Origin of the sequence: Streptomyces javensis, assembly GCF_039525925.1 — a bacterium.
GTDB lineage: Bacteria > Actinomycetota > Actinomycetes > Streptomycetales > Streptomycetaceae > Streptomyces > Streptomyces asiaticus.
Map to the genome: position 1 here is coordinate 20204 of NZ_BAAAIF010000007.1, position 24239 is coordinate 44442.

A 24239-nucleotide genomic window follows, 5' to 3' on the forward strand; every position below is an offset into this window, starting at 1 on the left:
CCACGCTGTCATCCGTGGCGGGGCAGGTCGAGCACCCGCACGGCCCGTGCCGTCGGCCGGATGGCGGGCGTCCGGTGCCTCGCGAAGTGGCTCCGGCCGCGCGCCCTCCGTCCGCGCGACGGTGCGCCACCGCGCCACTGTCGCGGCCGTCGGCGCAGGTCAGCGGCGCGCCCTGGGATGCGGTGCGACGGCCGTGCGGGGTGGTGGGGTCATGTCGCGCCACATGTCGTTCAGTCCGCTCCCCCGGCCACCGCCGTACGGCGTTCGGGTCATGGCCCGGCCGGTGTCCGTCACCTGCCCGGGCCAACGGCGGACGCCCGCGCGGAGGAGGCGGACCCGGATGGCGGAGCGGGGCGACGCCGGGTGCGCCTGGCGAGAACCACCGCCGTGGCCACGGTGCCCGCGAGCACGCCCCAGGAGACGATGTCGCCCGTGCGGGAGTACGGGGTGCGCGAGCCGTGGATGGGCACGTCGGCGTACCAGACGCCCGGGTCGGTGGTGGTGTCCTGGGTGGACAGCAGCCGTCCGGTGGCGTCGTAGGCGCTGGACTGGCCGTTGAAGTCCTGCCGGACCAGCGCATAGCCGTTCTCGATCGCGCGCAGCCCGGCCATGGCGGTGTGGGTGCGCCCCATCTCGGGCCAGTCACCGCCGGGGACGAGGACGATGTCGGCGTCGATGTGATTGCCCGCCGGGAAGTCGGCGTCGTAGCAGATGACGTTCGCCAGCCGGCCGTACGGGGTGTCGACGACGGGCACATGGCCGTCGCCTGGTGTGTAGATCTCGAGCCCGGGGATGGGCCGGGCCTTCTCGTAGTCCCACAGCTTCGTGCCGTCGGGGCCGAAGAGATGGGTCTCGTCCCTGCCGTGGGGCGCCTCCGGCAGATAGGTCAGGTCGGCCACCAGGAGATAGACGTTGTGCGCGTCGGCTGCCGCCGATGCCTGCCGCAGGTACGCGCGGTGGTCCTCGTCGGCCACCCGCGCGGCGTTCTCCGACCAGACGACGATCCGCGCACCGGCCGCGGCCGCCCGGGCGGTCTGGCGGAAGAGGTCGTCGAGGAGGGGTCGCATGGCCCGGCGCACATCGGCCCGGTCGACACGGCGCGGATCGGTGACGGCGAGCCGGGACGCGCCGTGCACCGCCGTCTCGGCGTCGATGGCCGCCTGGCTCGGATTGATACCGGCCACTTTGACGGTGTCGGCTCCCGTGTCGTCCGTGGACATCGTGCGGAGCTGTCCGCCGACGACGATCAGCGCGAGGGCCGTGGCGTAGGCGGCGGCCCAGCGCGGCGCGGGCCGGTGCGGCCCGCGCTCCCAGACCAGATTGCCGACCGTCGCTCCCGCCCCGATGGCGAAGGCGATGACGTAGGGCCCGGTCAGCGCGGTGATCTGAAGCAGTGCGGTGTTGGCGTGCTGGGACGCGGCCCGCATGCCGTACGCGGTGCCGAACGGGCCGTACGTGCCGAGGAGGAATTCCACGGACATGGCCGCGGCGGGGAACAGCAGCACCCGGCCGGGCGTCCCGGCGCGCGGGCCGAGCAGCCGGTCGACCACATACGGCAGACCGTAGGCCACTCCGAAGGCCACATCGCCCAGGAGGGTGAGCCAGGTGATGGGCACGGCGAGTTCGGCCATCCACACCGCGGCCGACGCCACCGTCACGGCGAACACCGCGGGCAGGGCCACCAGCGGGCGAGTGTGGCGCAGGAAGCGGAGGAGGAGCAGCGGCGCCACCCATGCGGCCAGCGGCACGTCGAACCGGCCGCCGACGGACAGCAGGGACGCCGCGGCGCCGCCCCACAGGCACAGCCAGGGGCGTTGAGCGGGCGGGGCGAGTCGTTCGGTCATCGGGCACTCCCGTGCGCGGGCCGCGTCCCCACGGACCGGCCCGCATCGATGTGTACGATGCCCACATTGAAGGATGGAGGTGTGGACACTGTCAACATCCACTGGCTCGGGATACCACCACGGGGATCTGCGAGCGGCCCTGCTGGACTCCGCCCTGGCGCTCCTCGACGCCGAGGGCCCGGGCGAGCTGTCGCTGCGCGCGGTCGCCCGGCACGCCGGGGTCTCCCCGAACGCCCCCTACCGCCACTACCGAGACAAGGAGGCGCTGCTCGCCGCCCTCGCCACTCGGGGCTTCACGGAGCTGGGCGAACACCTCGCCGCGGTCGCCCCCGGGGAGGACCCCGACGCGGAGGTCATCGCCATGGCGTGCGCGGCGGTCGACTACGCGCTGGACCACCCCGGGGTGTACCGGCTGATGTTCGGGCAGGCGTGCAGCGGCCACCCCGACACCATCGCCGCCTCCGACGCCGCGATCGCCATCGTGGCGGAGCGCATCGCGGCCATCGCGGAGCCGGAGCGGCGCGAGCCGCTGCGGATCGGGATCTGGGCCCTCGTCCACGGGCTGAGCACTCTGCTGCTGGACGAACGGCTCGGCACGCCGACGCGCGCCGAGGCCGACGCCCTGGTGGAAACGGTCGTACGCACCATGCTGGGCGCCGGCCCCGATCGGCCGGACGGGGGATCCGCCACCGGGTGAAGACCACGCCGGTCAGCGGGGGTTCACCGGGTCAGCTCCCCCCGGTGGCGTAGAACGGCTTGCACACGGTGCCCACGTAGTCCGTGGCGATCTCCAGCACTCGGCCGCCGTCCGCCGAGGGCAGCAGCGCCGAGCTGTAGTTGGGGCACCAGTCGACTACCTTGGAGTCCACCCGCACCGGGGCGGAGATCGAACGCCAGGCTCCGGTGCCGCCGTTGCTGTTGGTCCAGACGGTGGCACCGCTGCCGGTGGCGGTGGTGCCGTCGGCGTTGTTCAGGACCTGACCGACGAGGAACAGCTTGCCCCGGGGATTTCCGGGCTCGGGGGCCCAGGCGAGGTTCGGCGTGTGGGTGAAGTACTTCCCGTCGGCGGTCTCGGGACGGTAGCCGAGGTGAGCGGGGTCGCCCCAGTTCCAGCCGTCCGACGAGGTCCGGTAGTGGACCACGCATGAGTACTGCCCCTGGGCGGCGCAGATCTCGTACACCATGAAGTACTGGCCGCCGGGCAGCTTGCGCACGATGGGCATACCGGGCCGGTCGGAGGCGAGGTTGCTGGCGATGGTGGCGTGGTGGCCCGTCCAGGTGATCCCGTCCGCGCTGCGGGCGGCGACCAGCTTCTGGCTGTGCGCGGGGTCGGTCTCGTCCGAGTAGTGGGCCACCAGCCGTCCGCTGGAGTCGATGGAGAACTCCGGCTCCCACAGCCCCTTGGTGTTGGGGGCGGTGGCCACGGTGGACAGATAGGACCAGGTGCCGCCCCGGTCGTTGCTGCGGAAGACCCGGATGGCCATCCGGCGGTCGGGCTCGTCCTGGCCGATGGAGGCCGCCCACAGGAGGGTCCCGGCGGGCATGGCGCCGACGGCCCGCGGCAGTTCGTACAGGGTGGCGCAGCATTCGCCCTGTCCGCCGGACGCCTCGGGGTCGCCCACCTCGCCCACCTGCCGGAAGGTGGCGCCGTCGTCGGTGCTCTCGTAGATGGCACCGATCCCGTCCGAGCCGCGGAAGGTGACCACCGAGGCGAGGACGCGGCCGTTGGCGGCGCCGTTGTGCTGGAGGCGCAGGGCGCGGGGGTAGAGGCCGGTGCCGTCGCGCAGCAGGGTCCCGGAGGCGGCCGCGGCCGGGGGTGCCTGGGCGGCCAGGAGCGAGCCCAGGACGGCCAGAAGGGTCAGCAGGGTGGGCAGGAGGTGTCTTCGGTACGGCGTGGTCATGCACGCTCCCTCGGGAGGAGTGGTGAAGGGGGGAGAGGGGCCCGGGCCCTGCGTGGCGCAACGCTAGAGAGAATTTCCAACGTTGTAAATCCCTCGCGCAGGTTCCGCGAGGGCCGGGACGGGGACGCGCCTCCGCCCCGTCACACCACGGTGTAACGGGGCGGTCGGGGGCGGTCGGCGGCGGTCGGGGCGGTGCGGTCAGTGCTCCTGGGCCGTGGGGCGCACCATGATCTCGTTGATGGCGGCGTGCGCGGGCTGGGTGACCATGAAGGCGATCGCGCGGGCGATGTCCTCGGGGTGCAGCCAGGACTCGCGCGGCATGCCGCGCCCGGCGGCGGCGATCGCGCTGTCGGTCGTCAGCTCCGTGGCGACCATGCCCGGCTCGATCAGCCCCACCCGGACGCCGCGGGCGGTCACCTCCTGGCGCATGGCCTCGCTCATCGCGCCCACCGCGTGTTTGGTGGCCGAGTAGACGCCGTTGCCGGGCCGTGCCAGCCGGCCGGCCACCGAGCTGACGTTCACCACGTCCGCCACCCCGCGCGGGCCGTCGGAGGCCGTACGCAGCAGATGGGGCAGCGCCTGCTGGGAGGTGTGCAGCACGGTCCTGACGTTGAGGTCGAGCATCCGCTCCCAGCCCTCGGGGTCGCCCTCCTCGACCTTGCCTGGCGCCACGGAGCCGGCGTTGTTCACCAGCACATCGAGCCGTCCGCACTGCTCGACGGCGTCCTCGACGCACCGGCGGGCCTGCGCCGTGTCCCGCAGATCGGCGGTGAGGACGGCGCAGGAGCGGCCCTCCTTCCGCGCCGTGGCGGCCAGGTCCTCCAGCCGTTCGGTACGGCGGGCCACCACCGCGAGATCGGCTCCCTGCCGGGCCAGCGCCACGGCGGTGGCCGCTCCGATGCCGCTGGAGGCGCCGGTCACCAGCGCCACACAGCCGGACAGCGGGCCGTAGGAGGGTCCGGTCTCGCCGGCGTGCCGGTCGTTCCCGGTGTTCATGTCCGTCACCCTGGCTCCCTGGTCTTACGGGGGTGGGGAGGCCACGGGTCGCGTGGCCCGGGGTGTGGACCGGGTACCCCGGCGGAGGCCATCCATCGCCCCCGTTCCGCCTTCTCGGCCGACTTCTCTTCATCACTTCTCAGCCGAAGGCGCCGCTGTAGGCGTGGAGCGCGGGCCGGCCGCCGAGGTGGGCGCGGAGCACGTTGGAGCCCTTGGGCATGCCGCCCGGCGGTCTCGCGTGCGGTCTTCGCCACCTGAGCACGGGTCTCGGCCGGTTTGGCGGAGGCGTCGCTGCCCAGGCCCGGCGGGGCGGTCCTGGCCAGCGAAGCCCCGTGATCACGCCCGCCTGGGTGGAGCCGGTGACGCTGCACACCACGATGGTGGGACATGGGTGGCTCCTCGTGGGTGGTGCCGGATGTCCGGCGGTCCCTACCCCGCCCCCGCCCCTCGGCACACGATTCCCCGAGCCGTCCCCGCCACACGAGCCGAGCCCTCCCGGCCACCCCTGTCAGTACCCGACCGGCGTATGCCAGTAGGCCGTTGGAGTCCCGCTGCTGTCCAGCCTGAGCACCCTGCCGCCGGGTCGCGGCGACTATCTGTGCCTGAGCCCTCGTACCGCCGAGACGGCGCTCGACCGCCGGGCCCACCCGTCCGCCCCACTCGCCCAGGGAGCCGAGATCATGCCCCAGTACTTCCGCGACTCGCCCGAGTCTCTCGTTCCCGACGCGCTCGCGGGCTTCGCCGCCGCCCATGCCGATCTCGTCGCCTACAACCCCGACCACGGGTACTTCCACACCCGCCATATCGCGCCCGCCCGCCGCGTCGGGCTGGTCTCGGGCGGCGGCTCCGGCCATGAGCCGCTGCACTCCGGCTTCCTCGGGACGGGGATGCTGGACGCCGCCTGCCCCGGCCGGATCTTCGCCTCGCCCCACAACCGGCAGATCTTCGAGGCCAGCCGGGCCGTCGCCCGGGCCGACGGGGTGCTGCACATCGTGAAGAACTACACCGGAGACCGCATCAACTTCGGCATCGCGGCCGAGCGCCTGGCCCACGAGGGCATCCGCTGCGCCCGGGTCCTCATCGACGACGACCTCGCCACCGACTCGGACGACATCGCGGTCGGCCGCCGTGGCACCGGCGCCACCCTGATCGTCGAGAAGATCCTCGGCGCCGCCGCCGACGAGGGGCGCGGCCTTGAGGACCTGGTCGCGCTCGGCACCGATGTGACCCGGCGGGCCCGCAGCCTCGCCGTCGCCGCGGCCGCCCACACCACGCCCCAGTCCGGGACACCGGCCTTCACCCTGCCCGACAACGTCCTGGAGTTCGGGGTCGGCATCCACGGGGAGCGGGCCGAGGGGACCACTCCGCACGCACCGCTCGGCAAGCTGGTCGAGACGATGACCGACCAGTTGCTGGCCGCGCTGCCGGACGGCGCCGGGGCACGGGTGCTCGCCCTGGTCAACGGGCTGGGCTCGATCACCTCGCTGGAGCTGTACGGCATCCGGCACGCGGTCGCCAAGGCCCTGGACGACCGCGGTGTCGGCCTCGACCGGTCCCTGACCGGCACCTTCGTGAGCGCCCTGGACATGCGGGGCTTCTCGCTGACCCTGTTCGCCACCGACGCGGAGGCGCTGCGGCTGTGGGACGCCCCCGCCCGCACCCCCGCCTGGCCCCTGTGATCCGCCTGCCCGCGTGACCCCGCCACCACCCCGAGGAGTTGCCCCGCCCATGCCCGACCAGCCCGGCCCCAAGGGCCTCACCCACACCGCCGTCATGGACTGGATGACACGGTTCGCCGCCACCGTACGTTCCGTGGAGCCCGAGCTCACCGCGCTCGACCAGAAGGCGGGCGACGGGGACTTCGGCGCCAACCTGGTCACCGGGATGGACGGTGTCCGCCGCGCGCTGGACGCCCTGGCGGCGGGCGCGGGGAACGGCGGGAGCCGGCGGGGCCCGGACGCGCCGCTGGACGCCGCCGCGCGGGTCTTCCTCGACGATGTGGGCGGCACCAGCGGCCCCCTGTTCGGGCTGCTCTTCCAGGAGCTCGCCGACGCGCTGGGGATGGCCGCCGACCCGCCCGGGACCGCGGCGCTGGCCCTCGGCACCGCCGCGGGCACGGCCGCGATCCAGCGGGTCGGCGAGGCCGAGGTGGGCGACAAGACGATGGTGGACGCCCTCGTCCCCGCCGCGCGGGCCCTCGCCTCCTGCGAACCCACCGCCGACCCCGCGCACGCGCTCCATGTGGCCGCGGTGGCGGCCCACCGGGGCGCCCGCTCCACCACCGATCTGCGCGCCCGCCGCGGGCGCGCCAGCTACACCGGCGACCACTCGCGCGGCGTCCCCGATCCGGGCGCCCTGGCCGTGGCCCTGTTGTTCGCATCCGCACACGCCGAGCTCACCTCGCTCCGCCGGCTCCCCGTGTCCTGAGGGAGGAGGGCCGAGACCGTCGGGGGATCCCCGGAACGTGCCGCCCGCCGGTGAACGCCGCGGCCGGGCCGCACGTACTGGGATCCGAATCCTGACCGCATGAGAGGAGCGGAACGGGGCAGACGACCAGGATTCGACTGTCGGCTCGACCAAAGGTGTCCGGGAGAATCTGTGCAGCAGGAGACCGCCGCCCGTGTGACCACACCACCGGCCGTGACACGGCCGCGCGACGGCGGCGCGTCCAGAGGCCGGGCGCGCGACCCGTACTTCGACAACGCGAAGTACCTCACCATCGTGCTGGTGGCGTGCGGCCACGCATGGGAGCCGCTCACCTACGGCAGCCGGGCGGCCACCGCGATCTATCTGACGGTGTACGCGTTCCACATGCCCGCGTTCGCCCTCATATCGGGCTACTTCTCGCGGAGTTTCGACATGGCGCCGGGGCGGGTGAAGCGGCTGCTCACGGGCGTCGTGGTGCCGTACCTGGTCTTCGAGGTGGCGTACACGCTCTTCTACCGCTGGGCGCAGGACGATCCGGGCTATCCCATCAGCCTGCTCGACCCCTGGTATGTGATGTGGTTCCTGGCCGCGCTGTTCATCTGGCGGGTCACCACCCCGCTGTGGCTCGCGCTGCGCCATCCGGTGCCGGTGGCGCTGGCGGTGGCCGCGCTGGCCTCGATCTCCCCCGAGGCGGGCGGGGATCTCGGTCTCCAGCGGGTGCTGGCGTTCCTCCCGTTCTTCGTGGTCGGGCTCACCCTGCGCCCGGACCACTTCACCCGGCTGCGGACCCGGCGGAACCGGCTGGTCGCCCTTCCGGTGGCGGCCTTCGCCCTGTGCACGGCGTACGCGGTGGCGCCCTGGATGGACGCGGAGTGGTTCTACCACCGCAAGAGCGTCGCCAAGCTGGACGGCGTACCGTCCTGGGCCGGTCTGCTCACCACCCCCGCCCTCTTCGGTCTGGCGCTGGTGCTGACGGCCTGCTTCCTGGCCTGGGTGCCGGGGCGCAGGACCTGGTTCACCACGCTCGGCTCGGGCACGCTGTACGGCTATCTGCTGCACGGCTTCATCATCAAGTCGTCCCGCTTCTGGGACTGGTACGACCATCCGTGGCTGCACACCCCGCTCGGGGAGCTCGCCGTCACGGCGGCCGCGGTACTCATGATCACCGCACTGTGCACGGAACCGGTGCGACGGGTCCTGCGCGCTCTGGTGGAGCCACGCATGGACTGGGCGTTCCGGCGCACCGGTTCGTCGGCCGCTTCCTGAGGGCGGCGAGGCGCTTCCTCGTCCTCTCGCCGACGGTGGGGAATCGCCGTCAGCGGCCGGGAATCGCCGTCACCGGCGGCGGACCTTCACGGTGTTGTCGACGCGGGTGGCCGGCTTTCCCTCGGGGTCGGTCATCTTCTCCTCGTGCACCTCGCTGACGAGGACCTCCCACTCCCCCTCCGCGAGGTCGAGCCCGGCGAGCACCTCCTCGGGGGTCGGGAAGTGGAAGTCCGGATCGGGGTCCGCCACCCAGGACGGGAATCCGGCGTGTCCGGTGATCAGGAGCACCCCGCCCGGTGCGACGGCGCCCGCGGCGCTGCGCAGGATCCGCTCCCGGGGCAGCTCGAGCCAGGAGTGCAGGAAGTAGGTGGAGACCAGGTCGAAGGTGCCGTCCGGGAAGGACACGGACAGGTCGTGCGGCTGCCATTGGATGCGGTCGCCGACACCTTCCGACGCCGCGTGTCCGGCGCCGCGGTCCAGGGCCACCTGGGAGACGTCGACGGCGGTGACCCGCCAGCCCTGCCGGGCGAGCCAGATGGCGTCGGCGCCCTCGCCGCAGCCCAGATCCAGTGCGTGGCCGGGGGTCAGCCCGGTGACCTCGCGCACCAGGGCGGCGTTGGGCCTGCCGCTCCAGACGCGGTCCTCGGCGCTGTAGAAGGTGTCCCAGAACTCCCCGTGCGTGGTGTCGGGCGAGATGTCCGGCTTGGTGGTCATATCGGATGCGCTCCCTTCGTTGGGTCAAGAGAGTGCGTCCGGCCGTGGCCACTTGACAAACTTCTTTGCCGGGGTGGCAAATGAAGGTATGGCTGATGAAGACCTCACCGAGGTGCTGACCGCCGTAGGACCCCGGCTGCGGGCGCTGCGGCGCACCCGTGGCACCACCCTCGCCCAGCTCAGCGAGACGACGGGGATCTCGCTGAGCACCCTGTCGCGACTGGAGTCGGGGCAGCGCAAGCCGACCCTGGAGCTGCTGCTGCCGCTGGCCAAGGCGTACGGAGTGCAGCTGGACGAGCTGGTGGGGGCGCCGGCCACCGGGGACCCCCGCGTCCATCCACGGCCGTTCACCCGGCACGGCCAGACGTTCATTCCGCTGACCCGCTATCTGGGCGGGCTGCACGCGTACAAGCAGATCATGCCGCCCCGGCCGCAGGGCAGCGGCGATGAACCGCTGGAGCAGCGGGTGCACGAGGGCTATGAGTGGCTCTATGTGCTCTCCGGGCGGCTACGGCTGGCGCTGGGCGAGCACGATCTGGTGCTCGCGGCCGGGGAGGCCGCCGAATTCGACACCCGCACCCCCCATGGCTTCGCCAACGCCGGGGACCAGCCCGTGGAGTTCCTCTCCCTGTTCGGGGCGCAGGGCGAGCGCATCCATGTCCGCGCCCGCCCCGCCGGTACCTGACCCCCCGTGGCACCCGGGGCGTTCACCCCGAGGGCTCGTCCGGGACGGGCTGCTCGGGGTGCACGCTCCCGGTCTGCGGCCTCCCCCGCCGTCCGGTGCCGGACTCGTCCGTCTCGGGGATGTCGTCCGTGTCGTCCGGCTCATGGTCGGCGTCCGCCACATCCAGGTGGTCGGGTCCGTCCTGCGCCTGCTGGTCGGGGAGGTCCCTGGGGATCCCGCCCCGCTCCTCGCGTTCCTCCGGTCGCCGGTCGTCGCTCACGATGCCGCTCCTTTCGTCGATGCGTCGATGGAGGGGGCACAGCAGAGGCGATTACCCAGGAGCGCCGGGCGGATGCATGGCAGGCCGATCTGATGCGGCCATCCACTGCGGGCGTCCACTGCGGCCGTCCACTGCGGTCTTCCGTGCACGCGGCCGGTTACTCCCCGCACTCCAGCACATACAGCTCCGGCAGGTTGACCACGATGGCCTCCTGGGTGCTGCGGGCGATGACCACCACCGCCTCGTCGTCGGGATCGGGGTTCTCCTCCCGGTGCGGCACATAGGGCGGTACGAAGATGTAGTCACCCGGCCGGGTGCGCAGCCGGATCTCCTCGACATGTCCGTCCCGCTCCTCGGCGAAGACGAACTCGGGGTGGCCCCGCACCACGAAGATGGCCGTCTCGGACTCGCCGTGGTGGTGGTTGGCGGAGGCGGTGTCCGGCGCCACATGGGTCTGGCCCATCCAGAGCCGCTCGGACCCCACCGACTGGCCGCTGATCGCGGCGAACCGCCGCATGCCCTCGGTCTGGGCGGTGCCGGGGTCGACGTCCTCGGTGCGGATGTGGTGCAGACGCGACCGCAACGGACCGTTGGGGACGGTGGCGTTCAGATGCGGATGGAACGCGTCGTGCTGCTGCGCGGGCTCGCCGCCGGGGGTCGTCATGCCACCGACCGTACCCCCCGCGGACACCGGCAGGCCGCTCACATGTGAGGCGATAGCGACCTCCCAGGACATCCCCTTCCGGTTCCTCAAGGCCGTCTTCCGCGATGCACCAGGCCGGTCTGGTGCGACGGCCTCGTAGGCCGCTGGAGACGGCCCGTAAAGATCTCCTAAATCACTCTGAACGCAACTCGTGCGCCGCCCGTATCCACTGCCGGGTCGTGCTCGTCACGGATGAGCGGATCCCGTAACCCCCCAACAGGAGGTCATGAGTTGAGCCATAAACGGGTACCCAAGCGAAAGATCGTGTTCGCGGGGGCCGGGGCCGCCGCCGTGGCGGCAGCCGCGATCATCCTGCCCAACGCCAACGCCTCACAGGACGACAAGGCCGAGGCGGCCCAGCCCAAGAAGGTGGACGCCGCGTCGGCGGCGGACATCGCCGCGGAGCTCGCGTCGCAGCTGGGCGAGGCGTTCGGCGGGGCCTACTACGACAAGGACAAGCAGCAGGTCATCGTCAATGTCGTGGGCGACAACAACAATGTGAACGTCCAGGTCAAGAGCGCCGGGGCGGTGGCCAGAAAGGTCGACAACAGCACCAAGGCGCTCCAGACCGCCGCGAAGACCCTCAAGACCAAGGCGACCATCCCGGGCACCTCCTGGTCGGTGGACCCCAAGACCAATGAGCTGCGGGTCACCGCGGACTCCACGGTCACCGGGGCGAAGTGGGACACGCTCGAGTCCACCGTGAAGTCGCTGGGCGACGGCATGGCCACTCTGAAGAAGTCCACGGGTGAGTTCAAGCCCTTCGTCGCGGGCGGCGACGCCATCTTCGGCGGCGGCGCGCGCTGCTCGCTGGGTTTCAACGTCACCACGGACAGCGGCGCCCCGGCGTTCCTCACCGCCGGTCACTGCGGCGTCGCCGCCGAGCAGTGGTCGGACTCGCAGAACGGCGCCGCGATCGGCACCGTGCAGGACGCCACCTTCCCCGGTGACGGGGACTTCGCGCTGGTCACGTACGACGACGCCAACACCGAGGCGCCCAGCACGGTGAACACCGGCGACCAGACCGTGGACATCACTGGGGCGGGCGAGGCCACGGTGGGCCAGCAGGTGCAGCGCATGGGCAGCACCACCGGGCTCAACGACGGCTCGGTCACCGGTCTCGACGCGACGGTCAACTACCCCGAGGGCACGGTCAGCGGGCTCATCCAGACCGATGTCTGCGCGGAGCCCGGCGACAGTGGTGGCCCGCTGTTCAGCGCGGACGGCCAGGCCATCGGCCTGACCTCCGGCGGCAGCGGTGACTGCACCTCCGGCGGTGAGACCTTCTTCCAGCCGGTGACGACCGCGCTGGAGGCGGTCGGCGCGAAGATCGGGGACGGCGGTGCGACCGAGGGCGGCGGCGCGGCCGACGACGGTGGCGCGGCGGACGGCGGCGCCGCTGACGGCTCCGGGGCCGCCGGGGACGGCGCGGGCGGGGACGGGCCCGGTGGGGCCGCCGACAACGGCTGATCCCACGCGACCGGGTGTCCCGCGCCGTCACCGCGGGACACCCCGGGAGCCGTGATGGGCCGGAGGCCGTGACGGAGCCGGGAGCCGCGTCGGGCCGGGCGGCCGCTCAGCGGGCGGACGGCCCCGCCGAGAACCCGGCGGACGGCCCCGCGGAGAGCCCCGCGCGCACCCGCTCCACCGTGATCGGCAGATCGCGGACCCGCACCCCCGTGGCGTGGTACACCGCGTTGGCGATCGCCGCCGCCGTGCCGACGATGCCCAGCTCCCCGACGCCCTTGCTGCCCATCGGGTTGAGCTCGTCGTCGTTCTCCTCGAGCCAGTGCGCCTGGACATCGCGCACATCCGCGTTGGCCGCGATGTGATACGTGGCGAGGTCGTGGTTGGCGAAGTCGCCGAACCGCGGGTCCGGCTCCAGGCCTTCGTGCAGCGCCATCGACAGCCCCATGCACATACCGCCGCGCAGCTGCGAGCCCGCCGTCCGGGGATTGATGACGCGTCCGGCGGCGAACATCCCCAGCAGCCGGTCCACCCGCACCTGGCCGGTGACGGCGTCCACCCGCACCTCCGCGAACTGGGCGCCGTAGGCGTGACGCGAGAACGCCCGGCGCGCCGCCACGTCCTCGGCGGTGTCCGCCCGCTCCTCAAGACCGCCGGGCGGGATCGCGCCGGAGACCTCGTCCAGCCGCTTGGTCAGCGCCCGGCATGCCTTGGACACCGCCCAGCCCCAGGAGCTGAGGCCCATGGAACCGCCCGCCCACGGCGCCTGGCCGTAGGCGCTGCGGCCGATGTCGAGGGTGACCCGGTCGATCCCCACACCGAGTTCGTCCGCCGCCACCTGGGTCAGCGCGGTACGGGCGCCGGTGCCGATGTCGGCCGCGGCGATCCGTACGGTGAAGCCGCCGCCGGGCTCGACGCGGGCGGTCGCGGTGGAGGGCCAGGTGAGTGCGGGGTAGTTGCACGCCGCCACTCCGGTGCCGAGCAGCCAGTGCCCCTCCCGGCGGCTCCCCGGCGCGGGGTCGCGGCCCGCCCAGCCGAAGCGCGCCGCGCCCTCCCGCAGACAGGCCACCAGATTGCGGCTGCTGAAGGGATGGCCGGTCCCGGGGTCCACGGACGGCTCGTTGGCCACCCGCAGATCGATGGGGTCCATGCCCAGCGCCACGGCCAGTTCGTCCATCGCGCTCTCCAGCGCGAACATCCCGGGCGCCTCGCCGGGGGCGCGCATCCACGAGGGCGTCGGCACATCCAGCTGCGCCAGCCGGTGGGTGGTCCGGCGGTGGCGCGCGGCGTACATGACGCGGGAGCAGGTGACCGTCTGCTCGCAGTACGGGGTGAGCGTGGAGCTCTGCTGGAGCGCGTCGTGCCAGATGGCGGTGAGCCTGCCGTCCCGTTCGGCGCCGAGGCGGACGCGCTGGAGGGTGGGCGTGCGGTACGAGACCATGGTGAACATCTGCTGCCGGGTGGCGGCCACCTTGACCGGGCGGCCGACGGCGCGGGCGGCCAGCGCGGCGAGCACCGTGGGCGGGCGGGGAATCGCCTTGGAGCCGAAGCCGCCGCCGGTGTGGTCGGCGACGATCCGGACGGCGCCCTCGGGCAGGCCGAACAGCTCGGCCACCCTGGCGGCCGTCATCCAGGGTCCCTGGTCGCCGTTGTACAGGGTGAGCGTGTCCCCGTCCCAGACCGCGATGGTGGCATGCGGTTCCATGGCGGCCGTGTGCTCGGGGGGTGTGGTGTACGTGGCGTCGAGGACGACCGGCGCCGTGGCGAGGGCGGCCTCCACATCGCCGGCCTCCGTGTGCCCCGGGTAGCCACCGTTGACCGTCTCGGGGACGAAGATGCGGGGATCGCCGTCCATCAGCTCGGCGTCGTGGTCGTCCACGTCGTACTCGACCCGTACGGCGGCCGCGGCCTGACGGGCCGTCTCGAAGGAGTCCGCCACCACGGCCGCCACGATCTGCCCCCGGTAGGCGACCTCGGGGGACTGGAGAACGGCGAGTTCGGGGGTGTCGGTCGGGCGCAGCCGGGCCACATTGCGGCTGTCCAGCACGGCGACGACGCCCGGCAGGGACAGCGCCGCGACGGTGTCGACGGCGCGCACCGTGCCGCGCGGAACCGTGGACTGCACCGCCCACGCGTACAGGGCGTCCGGCACCGGGTACTCATACGCGTAGAGCGCGGCACCGGTGACCTTCGCGCGCCCTTCGACGCGGGTCACCTCCGCGCCCACGGTCCGCTGGAGCGTGGTCATCGCCGTCGCCCTCCCGCGAGGTCGCGCACGGCCGAGGTGATGACGTCCACGGCGAGGTCGATCTTGAACGCGTTCCGCGGCAGCGGGCGCGCCGGGGCGAACTCGGCCCGGGCCGCCTCCCGCAGCCGCTCCTCGGTCGGCTGCCGCCCGGTCAGCAGCCGTTCGGCCTCCCGGGCCCGCCAGGGGCGGGCGCCGACTCCGCCGAGCCCCAGCCGGATCTCCCGCAGTGTGCCGTCGGCCTCGGTGGCCACGACGGCGGCCACCGACACCAGGGCGAAGGCGTAGGACCAGCGGTCGCGCACCTTGCGGTAGGACATCGCGGCGCCCTCGGGGGGCGGTGGCAGTTCGACGCCGGTGATCAGGTCGCCGGGCTGGAGCACCGTCTCCCGGTGTGGGGTGTCACCTGGCAGCAGATAGAAGTCGTTCAGCGGCACCGTACGGGGGCTGCCGTCCACCCGCCGCAGATGGACGACCGCGTCGAGCGCGGCCATCGCCACCGCCATGTCCGAGGGGTGGTTGGCCACGCAGAAGTCGGAGGTGCCGAGCACGGCCAGGTCGCGGTGGAGGCCCTGGACGGCCGAACAGCCGGTCTCCGGCCGCCGCTTGTTGCAGGGTTTGGTCACGTCCTGGAAGTACACGCACCGGGTGCGCTGGAGGAGATTGCCACCGGTGGTGGCCACGGTCCTCAGCTGCCCGGAGGCCCCCGACAGCAGCGCTTCGGCCAGCGCCGGGAACCGCTCGCGGATGCCGGGGTCCCCGGCGAGGCGGCTGCCCGGGACCAGCGCGCCGATGAGCACACCGCCGTCCGGGCGGTGCTCGACGGTGTCGTACGGGAGCCGGGTGATGTCGACGAGCAGGGCGGGCTCGGTCACCCCGAGCTTCATCAGGTCCACCAGGTTGGTGCCCCCGGCCAGGTACACCGCCTCGGTGGAGCCGGCCACGAGCGTGGCGGCGGCCTGCGGGTCGGTGGCGCGCTCGTAGCCGAAGGGCTTCATCGGGCGCCTCCCGCCGCGCCCGCGCGGTCGGGCGCCCCGCCGCCGTCGGCCCCGGCGACCTGGCGGATGGCGGCCACGATGCCGGGGTACGCCCCGCAGCGGCACAGGTTGCCGCTCATCCGCTCCCGGATCTCGTCGGCGTCCAGCTCACCCGGCGCGCCGACCCCGGCCGCCATGTCCGCGGTGACATGGCTGGGCCAGCCGCGCGCGGCCTCGGTGAGCGCGCCGATGGCGGAGCAGATCTGGCCCGGTGTGCAGTAGCCGCACTGGAAGCCGTCGTGGTCCAGGAACGCCCGCTGCAACGGGTGGAGTTCCTCGGGGGCGGCGAGCCCCGCCACGTCCTCGGGGGCGGCGAGCCCCGCCACGCCCTCGATGGTGGTGATGTCCCGGCCCTGGGCGGCCACGGCGAACACCAGGCAGCTGTTGACGCGCTCCCCGTCGATCAGGACGGTGCAGGCTCCGCACTGCCCGTGGTCGCACCCCTTCTTGGCCCCGGTCAGCGCCAGGTGTTCGCGGAGGGCGTCCAGCAGGGTCACCCGGTGGTCGAGGGTGAGGGGGCGGTCGGCGCCGTTGACACGCAGCGCGAAGTCGCTGTGGAACGCGTGAGCTGTCACACCCGTCAGCGTGGCATCGGGGCGTGCGCCCCGCATCTTCAGCGCCGGCCGTCCGGCCCCGGTCTCGATTCGGGCGCCGGTTCCGGTGGCTCGTCGGGCACCGGGGGGAACCGCAGATGCGCGAGGTCCGGCGGGATCGGGGCGCTGGGGCGGTAGAACGGCGGGGCCGCGTCGGCGGCGGGCGAGTCGGCCAGCCGGAAGCGGTCCCGCAGCCGGTGGTAGAACTGCGTCGGCGCGAGCCGTACCAGCCGCAGCCGGACCGGCGCCCGGTAGGCCGCCACCCAGTCACCCGGGTTCAGCACCCCGCGCAGCTGCCCGTCGAGGCTGACCGCCACCTGCCCCGAGGTCGGCAGCACCCGTACGGCGACGGGTTCGTCCACCGCGGCCACCACGGTGCGGTCGAAGGCGATGTGCGGGGCGACCGGGGTGAAGACCACCGCGTCCAGGTACGGGGAGACCACCGGCCCGCCGGCGGCGAAGCTGTAGGCGGTGGAGCCGGTCGGGGTGGCCACGATGATCGCGTCGGCCGAGTACGAGGCGAGCAGCTGCGCGGACACATACACGCCAAGACCGGCCTGGCGGTCGCGGGCGAGCTTTTCGAAGACCACGTCGTTGACGGCGTTGACGTCCAGTGGGATGCCCCAGCCCGCCTCCTCGGGGGCGCAGCCGGGGCGGACCTTGGGCGGGGGCGGTACGGGGCCGCGCCCGTACCGCAGCAGCGCCTCCATGCCCTCGGGCATCTCCAGCGGCCGGGACGCCCGCAGGGTGAGCAGCATGCGCTCCTCGATCGTGGCCCGGCCCTCGTGGACGGCGTTGAGCGCGTCCTCCACCTGGTCGACCCTGATCTCGGTGAGGAAGCCGACCCGTCCCACGTTCACGCCCAGCGCCGCGGCCCCGTTCCTGGCGGCGAGCCGGGCGCCGCGCAGAAAGGTGCCGTCGCCGCCGAAGGTGACGATCAGATCGGGGTGGCCGGCGGCCGCCGACTCCTCCTGGGCGCTGCGCCGGGGCTGGTCGCCGCGCCAGACGTCCAGCTCGAAGCAGGAGATGCCATGCGCGGCGGCCCATGCGCGGGCGGTGCGGGCCGCCGCGACGGCGGTGGGGCGGGCCTGGTGGACGACCATGCCGAGCCGGTTGACAGCCATGGCCCTTCCACCGTAGGTCGGCCGGCCCCGGAGCGCCCATCGGGCGGACAGGGGGCGGGCCCGGGGCGGGCGCCCTGGAGTCGCACATCCGCCCTGATCTATGGTGTTCAGCGGCACAGAGACCCGCGTGGGAACCACACCGCATCCGTACGGAGCCAGGGGGATGGTGCAACAGATGGCGAGTGAGAGGCGAACCGCGCTGGTCGAGGGGCTGATGGGGCGTTTCCCCCAGGTGCCCCCGGAGGCCGTGCTCAAGGAGGACCTGCTGCGCGGCGGCATGGCCTTCGACGAGTCCGCGCTCAGCGGCAACGAGGACGGCGACGTCAAGCCGAAGTCGTACTTCATCTTCTCGTTCGACCACCGCACCCTGCCGGAGCTGGGCGCCGCTGCCCTCAACCGGCCGCCCGAGGAGATCGTGCTCACCGGCGGGCCGTACGACCTGCGCCGCACCGTGGTGTCCGTCCGCGTCAACCCCGCGTCGCCGTATGTGGTCCGGGCCGGGGAGGACGGTGCGCTCGGGCTGTATCTGGACGGTGCGCGCATCGCCGACGTGGGGCTGCCGCCGATGCCGGACTACTACCGCCACACCCTGTCGAACGGCAAGTCGGTGATGGAGGTCGCGCCGACCATCCAGTGGGGCTATCTGGTCTATCTGACGGTCTTCCGGGTGTGCCAGTACTTCGGCGCCAAGGAGGAGTGCCAGTACTGCGACATCAACCACAACTGGCGTCAGCACAAGGCGGCGGGCCGCCCGTACACCGGGGTGAAGCCGGTCGAGGAGGTGCTGGAGGCGCTGGAGATCATCGACCGCCATGACACCGCCCGCGCCTCGCAGGCGTACACCCTCACCGGCGGCGCCATCACCTCGCATGTGGGCGGCCGCGACGAGGCCGACTTCTACGGCCAGTACGCGAAGGCCATCGAGGAGCGCTTCCCGGGCCGGTGGATCGGCAAGGTGGTGGCGCAGGCGCTGCCCAAGGCGGATGTCCAGCGGTTCCACGACTACGGGGTGCGGATCTACCACCCCAACTTCGAGGTGTGGGACCGGCGGCTGTTCGAGCTGTACTGCCCGGGCAAGGAGCGCTACATCGGCCGGGACGAGTGGCACCGCCGGATCCTGGACTCGGCCGAGGTGTTCGGGGCCCGGAACGTGATCCCCAACTTCGTGGCGGGCGTGGAGATGGCCCAGCCGCTCGGCTTCGCGTCGGTGGTCGAGGCGATCGACTCCACCGCCGAGGGGCTGCGCTTCTTCATGTCGCACGGGATCGTCCCCCGGTTCACCACCTGGTGCCCCGAGCCGACGACACCACTGGGCAAGGAGAATCCGCAGGGCGCCCCGCTGGAGTACCACATCCGGCTGCTGGAGACCTACCGGGCCACGCTCGAGGACTTCGGGCTGTCCTCGCCGCCCGGATACGGCCCGCCGGGGCCGGGGCGTGCGGTGTTCTCGGTGAGCTCGTTCATGGACAGCCTGCCCGCCGTGGACCCGGACCCGGAGCCGGTGGCGCCCTGACCGGCCCTACGGCGCCCTGATGTGGCGGCCGCCCCAGGCCCGGCGGGGCCCGTTCACTCGACGGGACCCGTTCAGCCGACGTGGACGTGGGGGCGGCGGCCGCGGTCGGGCTCGGCCTCGCGGAGCACCTCACGGGTGACGGGGGCGACCTCGCCCTGGCCGAAGAGGAAGAAGCGCAGGAAGTGGGCCAGCGGATGGCCCTCCGTCCACTCGAAGTAGATGTGCGGGCGCTGCCCGGTCAGGTCCCGCACCCGCAGCAGCAGCGCCGCCAGCGCGTTGGGGATGGTGGCGCTCTGGAGGGTCAGCACGCGGTAGCGGCCGTGCACCACCTCGCCGCACACCCGCAGCTCGCTCTCGAACTCGGACGGGTCGGCCACCGTGACCTCGACGAAGATGATGTCGTCCTCGGGCGGGATGTCGTTGTCCGCCCGGATCTGGTGCTGCTTCTCGCGGTATTCGGCCAGGTCGCGGCGTTCCGGTTTGTTGGCGATGAAGCGGATCCTGCGGTGGGCGGTGTCGCGGACGAATCGCTCGGCCAGGGCGTCGAACGTGACGCTGGTGACCCGTAGCTCGAACGCCCGCGCCACCCGGGACAGCAGCGATACGGCCATGATGCCCGCGATGAAACAGGCGCCGATCTTGACGCCGTCGGGCCGTTCGATGACGTTGACCGCGGTGGTGTACAGGAAGATCAGCGAGATCACTCCGAAGCCGATGGTCCAGCCGCGCTGCCGGGCGCGCCGGGCGGCGATGGTGACCGCGATGGCGGCCGAGGTGATGAGCACGAGCACTCCGGTGGCGTAGGCGCCGCCCTGGGCGTCCACATCCGCCCTGAAGAGCCAGGTCACCAGGAACGCGATGGCGATGAACACCAGCACCATGGGGCGGACCGCGCGCGCCCAGTGGGGTGCCATGCCGTAGCGCGGCAGATAGCGGGGCATCAGATTGAGCAGTCCGGCCATGGCCGAGGCGCCGGCGAACCAGAGGATGGCGATGGTGGATGCGTCGTAGACGCTGCCGAACGCCGAGCCCAGGTACTCATGGGCGAGATAGGCCAGGGCGCGCCCATTGGCCTGACCACCCGGTTCGAACGCCCGCTGCGGGATCAGCAGGGTCGTGACGAAGCTGGAGGTGATGAGGAAGACGCTCATGATCACCGCGGCGGTGGTCAGCAGCTTCCGGGCGCCCTGGACGCGTCCGGCGGGGCGCTCCTCGGTGTCGCCCGGCTTGCCCTCGATATGCGGCATGACGGCCACGCCCGTCTCGAACCCGGACAGGCCGAGGGCCAGCTTCGGGAAGATCACCAACGCCACGCCGACCATCACCAGGGGGCTGCCGCGCTCGGCGACCAGCGCCTGGGACCAGTCGGGGACGACGTGGGGCGCGGTGCACACATGCCACAGCCCGACCGCCACCACGACGGCGTTGAGCAGCAGATAGGCGGCGACCAGCGCCACCGCGATCCCGATGGCCTCGGTGAACCCCTTGAGGAACACCGCGCCGAGCATTCCCACCAGGATCAGGGTGACAGCCACCTCATGGCCGTGCAGGACCGCGGTGAAATGCGGGTTCTCCACCAGGTGGGCGGTGGCGTCGGCGGCGGAGAGGGTGATGGTGATGAGGAAGTCGGTGGCCGCGAAGCCCAGCAGGGTGAGGACGAACAGCTTGCCCTTCCAGAAGGTCAGCAGCCGCTCCAGCATCGCGATCGAGCCCTGGCCGTGCGGGCTCTCCGCGGCCACTCTGCGGTACACCGGCAGCGCGCCCGCCAGGGTCACCACCACCAGCACCACGGTGGCCAGCGGGGAGAGCAGCCCGGCCGCCAGGGCGGCGATACCGGGCTGGTAGCCGAGGGTGGAGAAGTAGTCCAGACCGGTCAGGCACATCACCCGCCACCACCGCTGGCCCCGGTGTACGCCCTCCGGCTCGGCGTGCGGGCCGGGCTGGCGCTTGGCGATGTCGGTCAGGCCCTCCAGCAGCCATGCGCGCAGCCGGTGCCGTGCCCCGCCGTCGGAGGCGGCGCCGCCAGAGGTGGAGGAGACCACGGGGTGCTCCCGTCGTACGGCGAGAGGGGGTCTACGGCGAGAGGGGTCCCCGACCATCGATGAGCCCCTTCGATCAGCGTATGCGGCGCGGCCGGCCACCACCCGGCCGGTGCCGCCGGCCGAAGGACATCGCTCTCTACATCGCTTTCTCAGTGAGTTTTCATCTTCGGTCCCTACGGTTGCGGCACATGGACACCACCAAGACCGACCAACCGACCGACACCGCAGCGCAGCCCGCAGAAGCCGAGGAAGCCACGGCGGAGGGTGTCCCGAACGCTGTTTCGGACCAGCAGGAAACCCCGGACCCGAAGGAGACCCCGGACTCGCTGGACGCATCGGGCCCCGACGACGACATCGTGACCCCTCCCCCGGCCACCACACCGGGTGTCCTCCCCGGCGCCGCCTCGGTCGTCGCCGCGGGCCTCGGGCTCGCCTCGCTCTCCGGCACCTGGCTCGGCACCATGCTCCAGGAGCGCAAGCAGCTGACCGGCCAGATCAAGGCCCAATCCGGGTCGGCCGCCGATCAGATCTCCGCGGTGTACGGCACTCCGTGGCACACCACGGCCCTCGTCAACGGGTTGTTTGCGCTGGTCGCTGTGGTGATCGCCGCCGTGGTGCTGCTGCGGCAGCGGCGGCCCGTCACGGCCGGGGCACCCTGGGTGACCGCGGTGGCCTGGGGAGCGGTGGCGCTGGGCGTGATCGGTCTGCTGATCGCCGCCGCCATGGGGCTCGACATCTTCAGCGCCCTGCCGAAGGTGCCCGCGTCCCCGAACGCCCCGGCGGGCTGACCCATCCGAGCGCGCCCCGTGGACCGGATGGATCCGGCGGGGCGCGCTCCCTCGGGCGGGCGTGTCACGATTGAGTTCCCGACATCGGGACACACGCGAAGGGGACAGGCCGTCCGGCCGCCCCGGCGGAGAGGGCCATCAGGACGGCACGGACTTCCCGCCTACGGAGTTTCCCGCCGATGAGCCGTTCCACCACACACTCCTCCGACCGGTACGGAACACCGCGTACGCCGCATACACCGCATACGCCGGACCCGCCGGAGACCTCGCCCGCACCGGGCGCCCAAGACGCGCAGGACGCGCCGGAAGCGCTGGACACAGACCACGCACCGGACAGCGGCCACGGGTCGGACCGGTCCGGCGCGCGGCAGGGCAAGGACGCACGCACCGCCGTCACCGTCTTCGTCGCCCTCGGCGCCAATCTGGTGATCGCGCTGGCCAAGGCCGTCGGCGGGATCTTCGCCGGCTCCCCCGCGCTGCTCTCGGAGGCCGCTCACTCGGTCGCGGACAGCCTCAACGAGGTGTTCCTGCTCGCCTCACTCAAACGCAGCAGACGGGCCCCCGACGACCAGCACCCGTTCGGCTACGGCAAGGAGCGCTACTTCTGGGCGCTGCTGGCCGCTGTCGGCATCTTCGTCATGGGCGGCTGCTTCTCCTTCTTCCAGGGCGCCGAGGCGCTGAGCGCCGGCAGCTCCGAGGACCACAGCGGCTATCTGGTGGGCCTCGGGGTCCTGGGCGTGGCGCTCATCGCCGAGGGCTCGTCCCTGGTCCGGGCGCTGGTCCAGGTGCGCGGGCACGCCCGGGAAGCGGGCCGCTCCATGGCGACCGAGCTGCGCAGGGGGGACGACCCCACGCTGCGCACCGTTCTGGCCGAGGACTCCACCGCCTGCCTCGGCGTGGTGTTCGCCCTGCTCGGCATGTGGCTGCACATGATCACCGGCCAGGTGGTCTACGAGGCCACGGCCTCCTTCCTGATCGGGGCGCTGCTGGTCTATGTGGCCTACCGGCTGGCCAGGGAGTCGCGCGGGCGGCTCATCGGTGAGGCGATCGACCCGGTCCAGCGCCGGGAGCTCCGCCGGTTCCTCGAGTCGCAGCCGGAGATCGACACCGTGACCACGCTGCTGACGATGCGTCTGGGCAATGACTCGACGCTGGTGGCGGCCCGGGTCGATCTCGTCCCCGGTCATGACAGCGAGGAGGTCGAGGAGGTCCTGGTGCGCGTCAAGACGGCGATGGCGGAGCTCTGGCCGCATGCCGACCAGATCTTCCTCGATGTCACCGACGCCTCGGCCAAGGACCGGGCGAAGGCGCATGCGGACCGCCAGGCGCTGGAGGAGACGGTGGCGGCCGTGGAGCGCGAGGACGGCGAGGCGTGAGATTGGCTCCGGCGGGCCTGGGTACTCGGTGACGACCAGCCCACAACAGCGAACTCATGTACGGAGGCAGAACTGATGGGCCTCGGCGGTTGCATTTTGATGATCGCGGTGGGAGGGATTCTCACCTTCGCCACCGACTGGAACGCCAACGGCTTCAACGTCCACCTGGTCGGCCTGATTCTGATGGCAGTCGGGATCATCGGCACATGCGCGTATGTGAGCGTCTACAAGCGCCGGCGCGTCGTCGAGCCGGGCGCGGTGGCACCTCCGGTGGTCGAGGAGCCCGACCATCACCGGCACCACCACCACTACGACTACTGAGTGCCGGCCAGTCCCCTTTCCGACGAGGTGGTCCCCGCCGCGGGTGGGGGCCACCTCGTCGTTCGTACGACTCTCCCGGGAGGGCAGACACGATGAGCAGCGAACGCACCTCGGAGCAGGACGCCCGTGGCCGCCGGGCCGCGCTGTTCGATGTGGACGGCACGCTCGTGGACACCAACTATCTGCACACTGTCGCCTGGTGGGAGGCGATGCGGCAGGCGGGGCACACGGTGGGCATGCGGGAGATCCACCACACCATCGGCATGAGCTCCGACAAGCTCATGGACCGTCTGCTGCCGGAGGACCGGGACAGGTCGGGGGACCAGCGGATCAGCACCGCCCACAAGACCCTGTACGCGGAGTACTTCGCCCGGCTGCCCGCCCTCGACGGCGCCTCGGAGCTGCTGCGCACCCTTGCCGACCGCGGCTGGTACCTGGTCCTGGCCAGCTCCGCCTCGAAGGACGAACTGGCCGCGATGCGCGCCACGATCGGCGCCGACGAGGCCATCGCGACCGTGCTCAGCTCGGACGACGTCGAGGAGGGCAAGCCCGCGCCGGACCCCGTCGAGCAGGCCCTGAAGCAGGCCGGGGTGTCGGCCCGGGACGCGGTCTTCGTCGGTGACACCGTGTGGGACGTCGTGGCGTGCGTGAAGGCCGGGGTGCGCTGTATCGCGCTCCAGTCCGGCGGCATTCCCCCCGAGATGCTGTTGGATGCCGGTGCGGACGAGATCTACCGCGATCCCGCGGATCTGCTCCGCCACCTCGACAGCAGCGCGCTGGGGCACTGAGCCCCAGCCCGCTGTCTCCCCAGCCCCCAGCCCTCTGCGGGACCCTTGACAGTTCCCTGTTGGAAACTGTCAGAATCTGTTGCGCAAAGGGCTGTTGTGGTCGGTCAACTGTGGTCGGTCAACGACCCTGGTGCCACCCAAGCCCTTGCA

Annotated in this window: 22 protein-coding genes; 11 read left to right on the forward strand and 11 right to left on the reverse strand. The window is 72.4% G+C overall.

Annotated features, from left to right (window positions below):
- Window positions 1-290: 290 nt before the first annotated feature.
- A complete protein-coding gene (locus ABD329_RS09140) occupies window positions 291-1844 on the reverse strand; it encodes a nitrilase-related carbon-nitrogen hydrolase (RefSeq protein ID WP_198277665.1) in 1554 nt (517 codons plus the stop codon).
- Between the two features lie 79 nt (window positions 1845-1923).
- Between ABD329_RS09140 and ABD329_RS09145 the strand changes: the two genes are divergently transcribed.
- A complete protein-coding gene (locus ABD329_RS09145; RefSeq protein ID WP_198277664.1) occupies window positions 1924-2541 on the forward strand; it encodes a TetR/AcrR family transcriptional regulator in 618 nt (205 codons plus the stop codon).
- Between the two features lie 31 nt (window positions 2542-2572).
- Here the strand turns inward: ABD329_RS09145 and ABD329_RS09150 are convergent, their stop codons facing one another.
- Together ABD329_RS09150 and ABD329_RS09155 are read right to left on the reverse strand one after the other, a co-directional pair.
- The gene (locus ABD329_RS09150; RefSeq protein WP_198277663.1) at window positions 2573-3745 is read right to left on the reverse strand and encodes a sialidase family protein; all 1173 of its coding nucleotides are present in this window, start codon (window positions 3743-3745) and stop codon (window positions 2573-2575) included.
- 198 nt (window positions 3746-3943) lie between these two features.
- Window positions 3944-4741, reverse strand: a complete 798-nt coding sequence (locus ABD329_RS09155; protein WP_344316241.1) for an SDR family oxidoreductase — start codon at window positions 4739-4741, stop codon at window positions 3944-3946.
- 680 nt (window positions 4742-5421) lie between these two features.
- Between ABD329_RS09155 and ABD329_RS09160 the strand changes: the two genes are divergently transcribed.
- From ABD329_RS09160 to ABD329_RS09170, 3 genes are all read left to right on the forward strand, one after another.
- The gene (locus ABD329_RS09160; RefSeq protein ID WP_164423564.1) at window positions 5422-6420 is read left to right on the forward strand and encodes a dihydroxyacetone kinase subunit DhaK; all 999 of its coding nucleotides are present in this window, start codon (window positions 5422-5424) and stop codon (window positions 6418-6420) included.
- 49 nt (window positions 6421-6469) lie between these two features.
- Window positions 6470-7168, forward strand: coding sequence for a DAK2 domain-containing protein (locus ABD329_RS09165; protein ID WP_344316208.1), 699 nt, complete (start codon window positions 6470-6472; stop codon window positions 7166-7168).
- Window positions 7169-7339: 171 nt separating this feature from the next.
- Window positions 7340-8434: an acyltransferase family protein gene (locus ABD329_RS09170; protein WP_425574305.1), complete on the forward strand. Its 1095-nt coding sequence runs from the start codon at window positions 7340-7342 to the stop codon at window positions 8432-8434.
- 69 nt (window positions 8435-8503) lie between these two features.
- Here ABD329_RS09170 and ABD329_RS09175 read toward each other — a convergent pair whose 3' ends face one another.
- The gene (locus ABD329_RS09175; RefSeq protein WP_198279297.1) at window positions 8504-9148 is read right to left on the reverse strand and encodes a class I SAM-dependent methyltransferase; all 645 of its coding nucleotides are present in this window, start codon (window positions 9146-9148) and stop codon (window positions 8504-8506) included.
- Window positions 9149-9236: 88 nt separating this feature from the next.
- Here ABD329_RS09175 and ABD329_RS09180 point away from each other — a divergent pair, with 88 nt between their 5' ends.
- The gene (locus tag ABD329_RS09180; RefSeq protein WP_198279298.1) at window positions 9237-9833 is read left to right on the forward strand and encodes a helix-turn-helix domain-containing protein; all 597 of its coding nucleotides are present in this window, start codon (window positions 9237-9239) and stop codon (window positions 9831-9833) included.
- Window positions 9834-9855: 22 nt separating this feature from the next.
- On the opposite strand, the gene ABD329_RS09185 is transcribed toward ABD329_RS09180, so the two are convergent.
- Window positions 9856-10092: a hypothetical protein gene (locus ABD329_RS09185; protein WP_198279299.1), complete on the reverse strand. Its 237-nt coding sequence runs from the start codon at window positions 10090-10092 to the stop codon at window positions 9856-9858.
- Window positions 10093-10249: 157 nt separating this feature from the next.
- Window positions 10250-10756: a cupin domain-containing protein gene (locus tag ABD329_RS09190; RefSeq protein ID WP_198279300.1), complete on the reverse strand. Its 507-nt coding sequence runs from the start codon at window positions 10754-10756 to the stop codon at window positions 10250-10252.
- A gap of 270 nt (window positions 10757-11026) precedes the next feature.
- On the opposite strand from ABD329_RS09190, the gene ABD329_RS09195 reads away from it, so the two are divergent.
- Window positions 11027-12265, forward strand: a complete 1239-nt coding sequence (locus tag ABD329_RS09195) for a S1 family peptidase (protein ID WP_344316211.1) — start codon at window positions 11027-11029, stop codon at window positions 12263-12265.
- A gap of 106 nt (window positions 12266-12371) precedes the next feature.
- Here the strand turns inward: ABD329_RS09195 and ABD329_RS09200 are convergent, their stop codons facing one another.
- Genes ABD329_RS09200 through ABD329_RS09215 form a run of 4 tightly spaced genes read right to left on the reverse strand, consistent with a single transcriptional unit; the run spans window position 12372 to window position 17261 of the window.
- Window positions 12372-14510 (reverse strand): xanthine dehydrogenase family protein molybdopterin-binding subunit, encoded by a 2139-nt coding sequence (locus tag ABD329_RS09200; RefSeq protein WP_198279302.1) that lies wholly within the window; start codon window positions 14508-14510, stop codon window positions 12372-12374.
- Entirely contained in the window at window positions 14507-15505 is a 999-nt protein-coding gene (locus ABD329_RS09205; RefSeq protein ID WP_198279303.1) for an FAD binding domain-containing protein, read from the reverse strand. The genes ABD329_RS09200 and ABD329_RS09205 overlap by 4 nt, the downstream gene beginning before the upstream one ends.
- Entirely contained in the window at window positions 15502-16155 is a 654-nt protein-coding gene (locus ABD329_RS09210) for a 2Fe-2S iron-sulfur cluster-binding protein (protein ID WP_246618751.1), read from the reverse strand. Before ABD329_RS09210 ends, ABD329_RS09205 begins: the two co-directional genes overlap by 4 nt.
- A gap of 2 nt (window positions 16156-16157) precedes the next feature.
- On the reverse strand, window positions 16158-17261 hold the full coding sequence (locus tag ABD329_RS09215; protein ID WP_198279304.1) for an NAD(+)/NADH kinase: 1104 nt from the start codon (window positions 17259-17261) through the stop codon (window positions 16158-16160).
- Between the two features lie 175 nt (window positions 17262-17436).
- Between ABD329_RS09215 and ABD329_RS09220 the strand changes: the two genes are divergently transcribed.
- The gene (locus ABD329_RS09220) at window positions 17437-18774 is read left to right on the forward strand and encodes a radical SAM protein (protein WP_198279818.1); all 1338 of its coding nucleotides are present in this window, start codon (window positions 17437-17439) and stop codon (window positions 18772-18774) included.
- A 71-nt stretch (window positions 18775-18845) separates the two neighbouring features.
- On the opposite strand, the gene ABD329_RS09225 is transcribed toward ABD329_RS09220, so the two are convergent.
- Window positions 18846-20816: an APC family permease gene (locus ABD329_RS09225; RefSeq protein WP_198279817.1), complete on the reverse strand. Its 1971-nt coding sequence runs from the start codon at window positions 20814-20816 to the stop codon at window positions 18846-18848.
- 188 nt (window positions 20817-21004) lie between these two features.
- Between ABD329_RS09225 and ABD329_RS09230 the strand changes: the two genes are divergently transcribed.
- The 4 genes from ABD329_RS09230 to ABD329_RS09245 all read left to right on the forward strand — a co-directional run bounded on the left by ABD329_RS09230 (window position 21005) and on the right by ABD329_RS09245 (window position 24089).
- A complete protein-coding gene (locus ABD329_RS09230; protein ID WP_198279816.1) occupies window positions 21005-21604 on the forward strand; it encodes a hypothetical protein in 600 nt (199 codons plus the stop codon).
- Between the two features lie 179 nt (window positions 21605-21783).
- On the forward strand, window positions 21784-22980 hold the full coding sequence (locus ABD329_RS09235) for a cation diffusion facilitator family transporter (protein WP_246618837.1): 1197 nt from the start codon (window positions 21784-21786) through the stop codon (window positions 22978-22980).
- Window positions 22981-23055: 75 nt separating this feature from the next.
- Window positions 23056-23301 (forward strand): hypothetical protein, encoded by a 246-nt coding sequence (locus ABD329_RS09240; protein WP_138912926.1) that lies wholly within the window; start codon window positions 23056-23058, stop codon window positions 23299-23301.
- Window positions 23302-23393: 92 nt separating this feature from the next.
- Window positions 23394-24089 carry an HAD family hydrolase gene (locus tag ABD329_RS09245; RefSeq protein ID WP_198279815.1) on the forward strand — a complete coding sequence of 232 codons (696 nt, stop codon included), beginning with the start codon at window positions 23394-23396 and terminating at the stop codon, window positions 24087-24089.
- Window positions 24090-24239 lie beyond the last annotated feature (150 nt).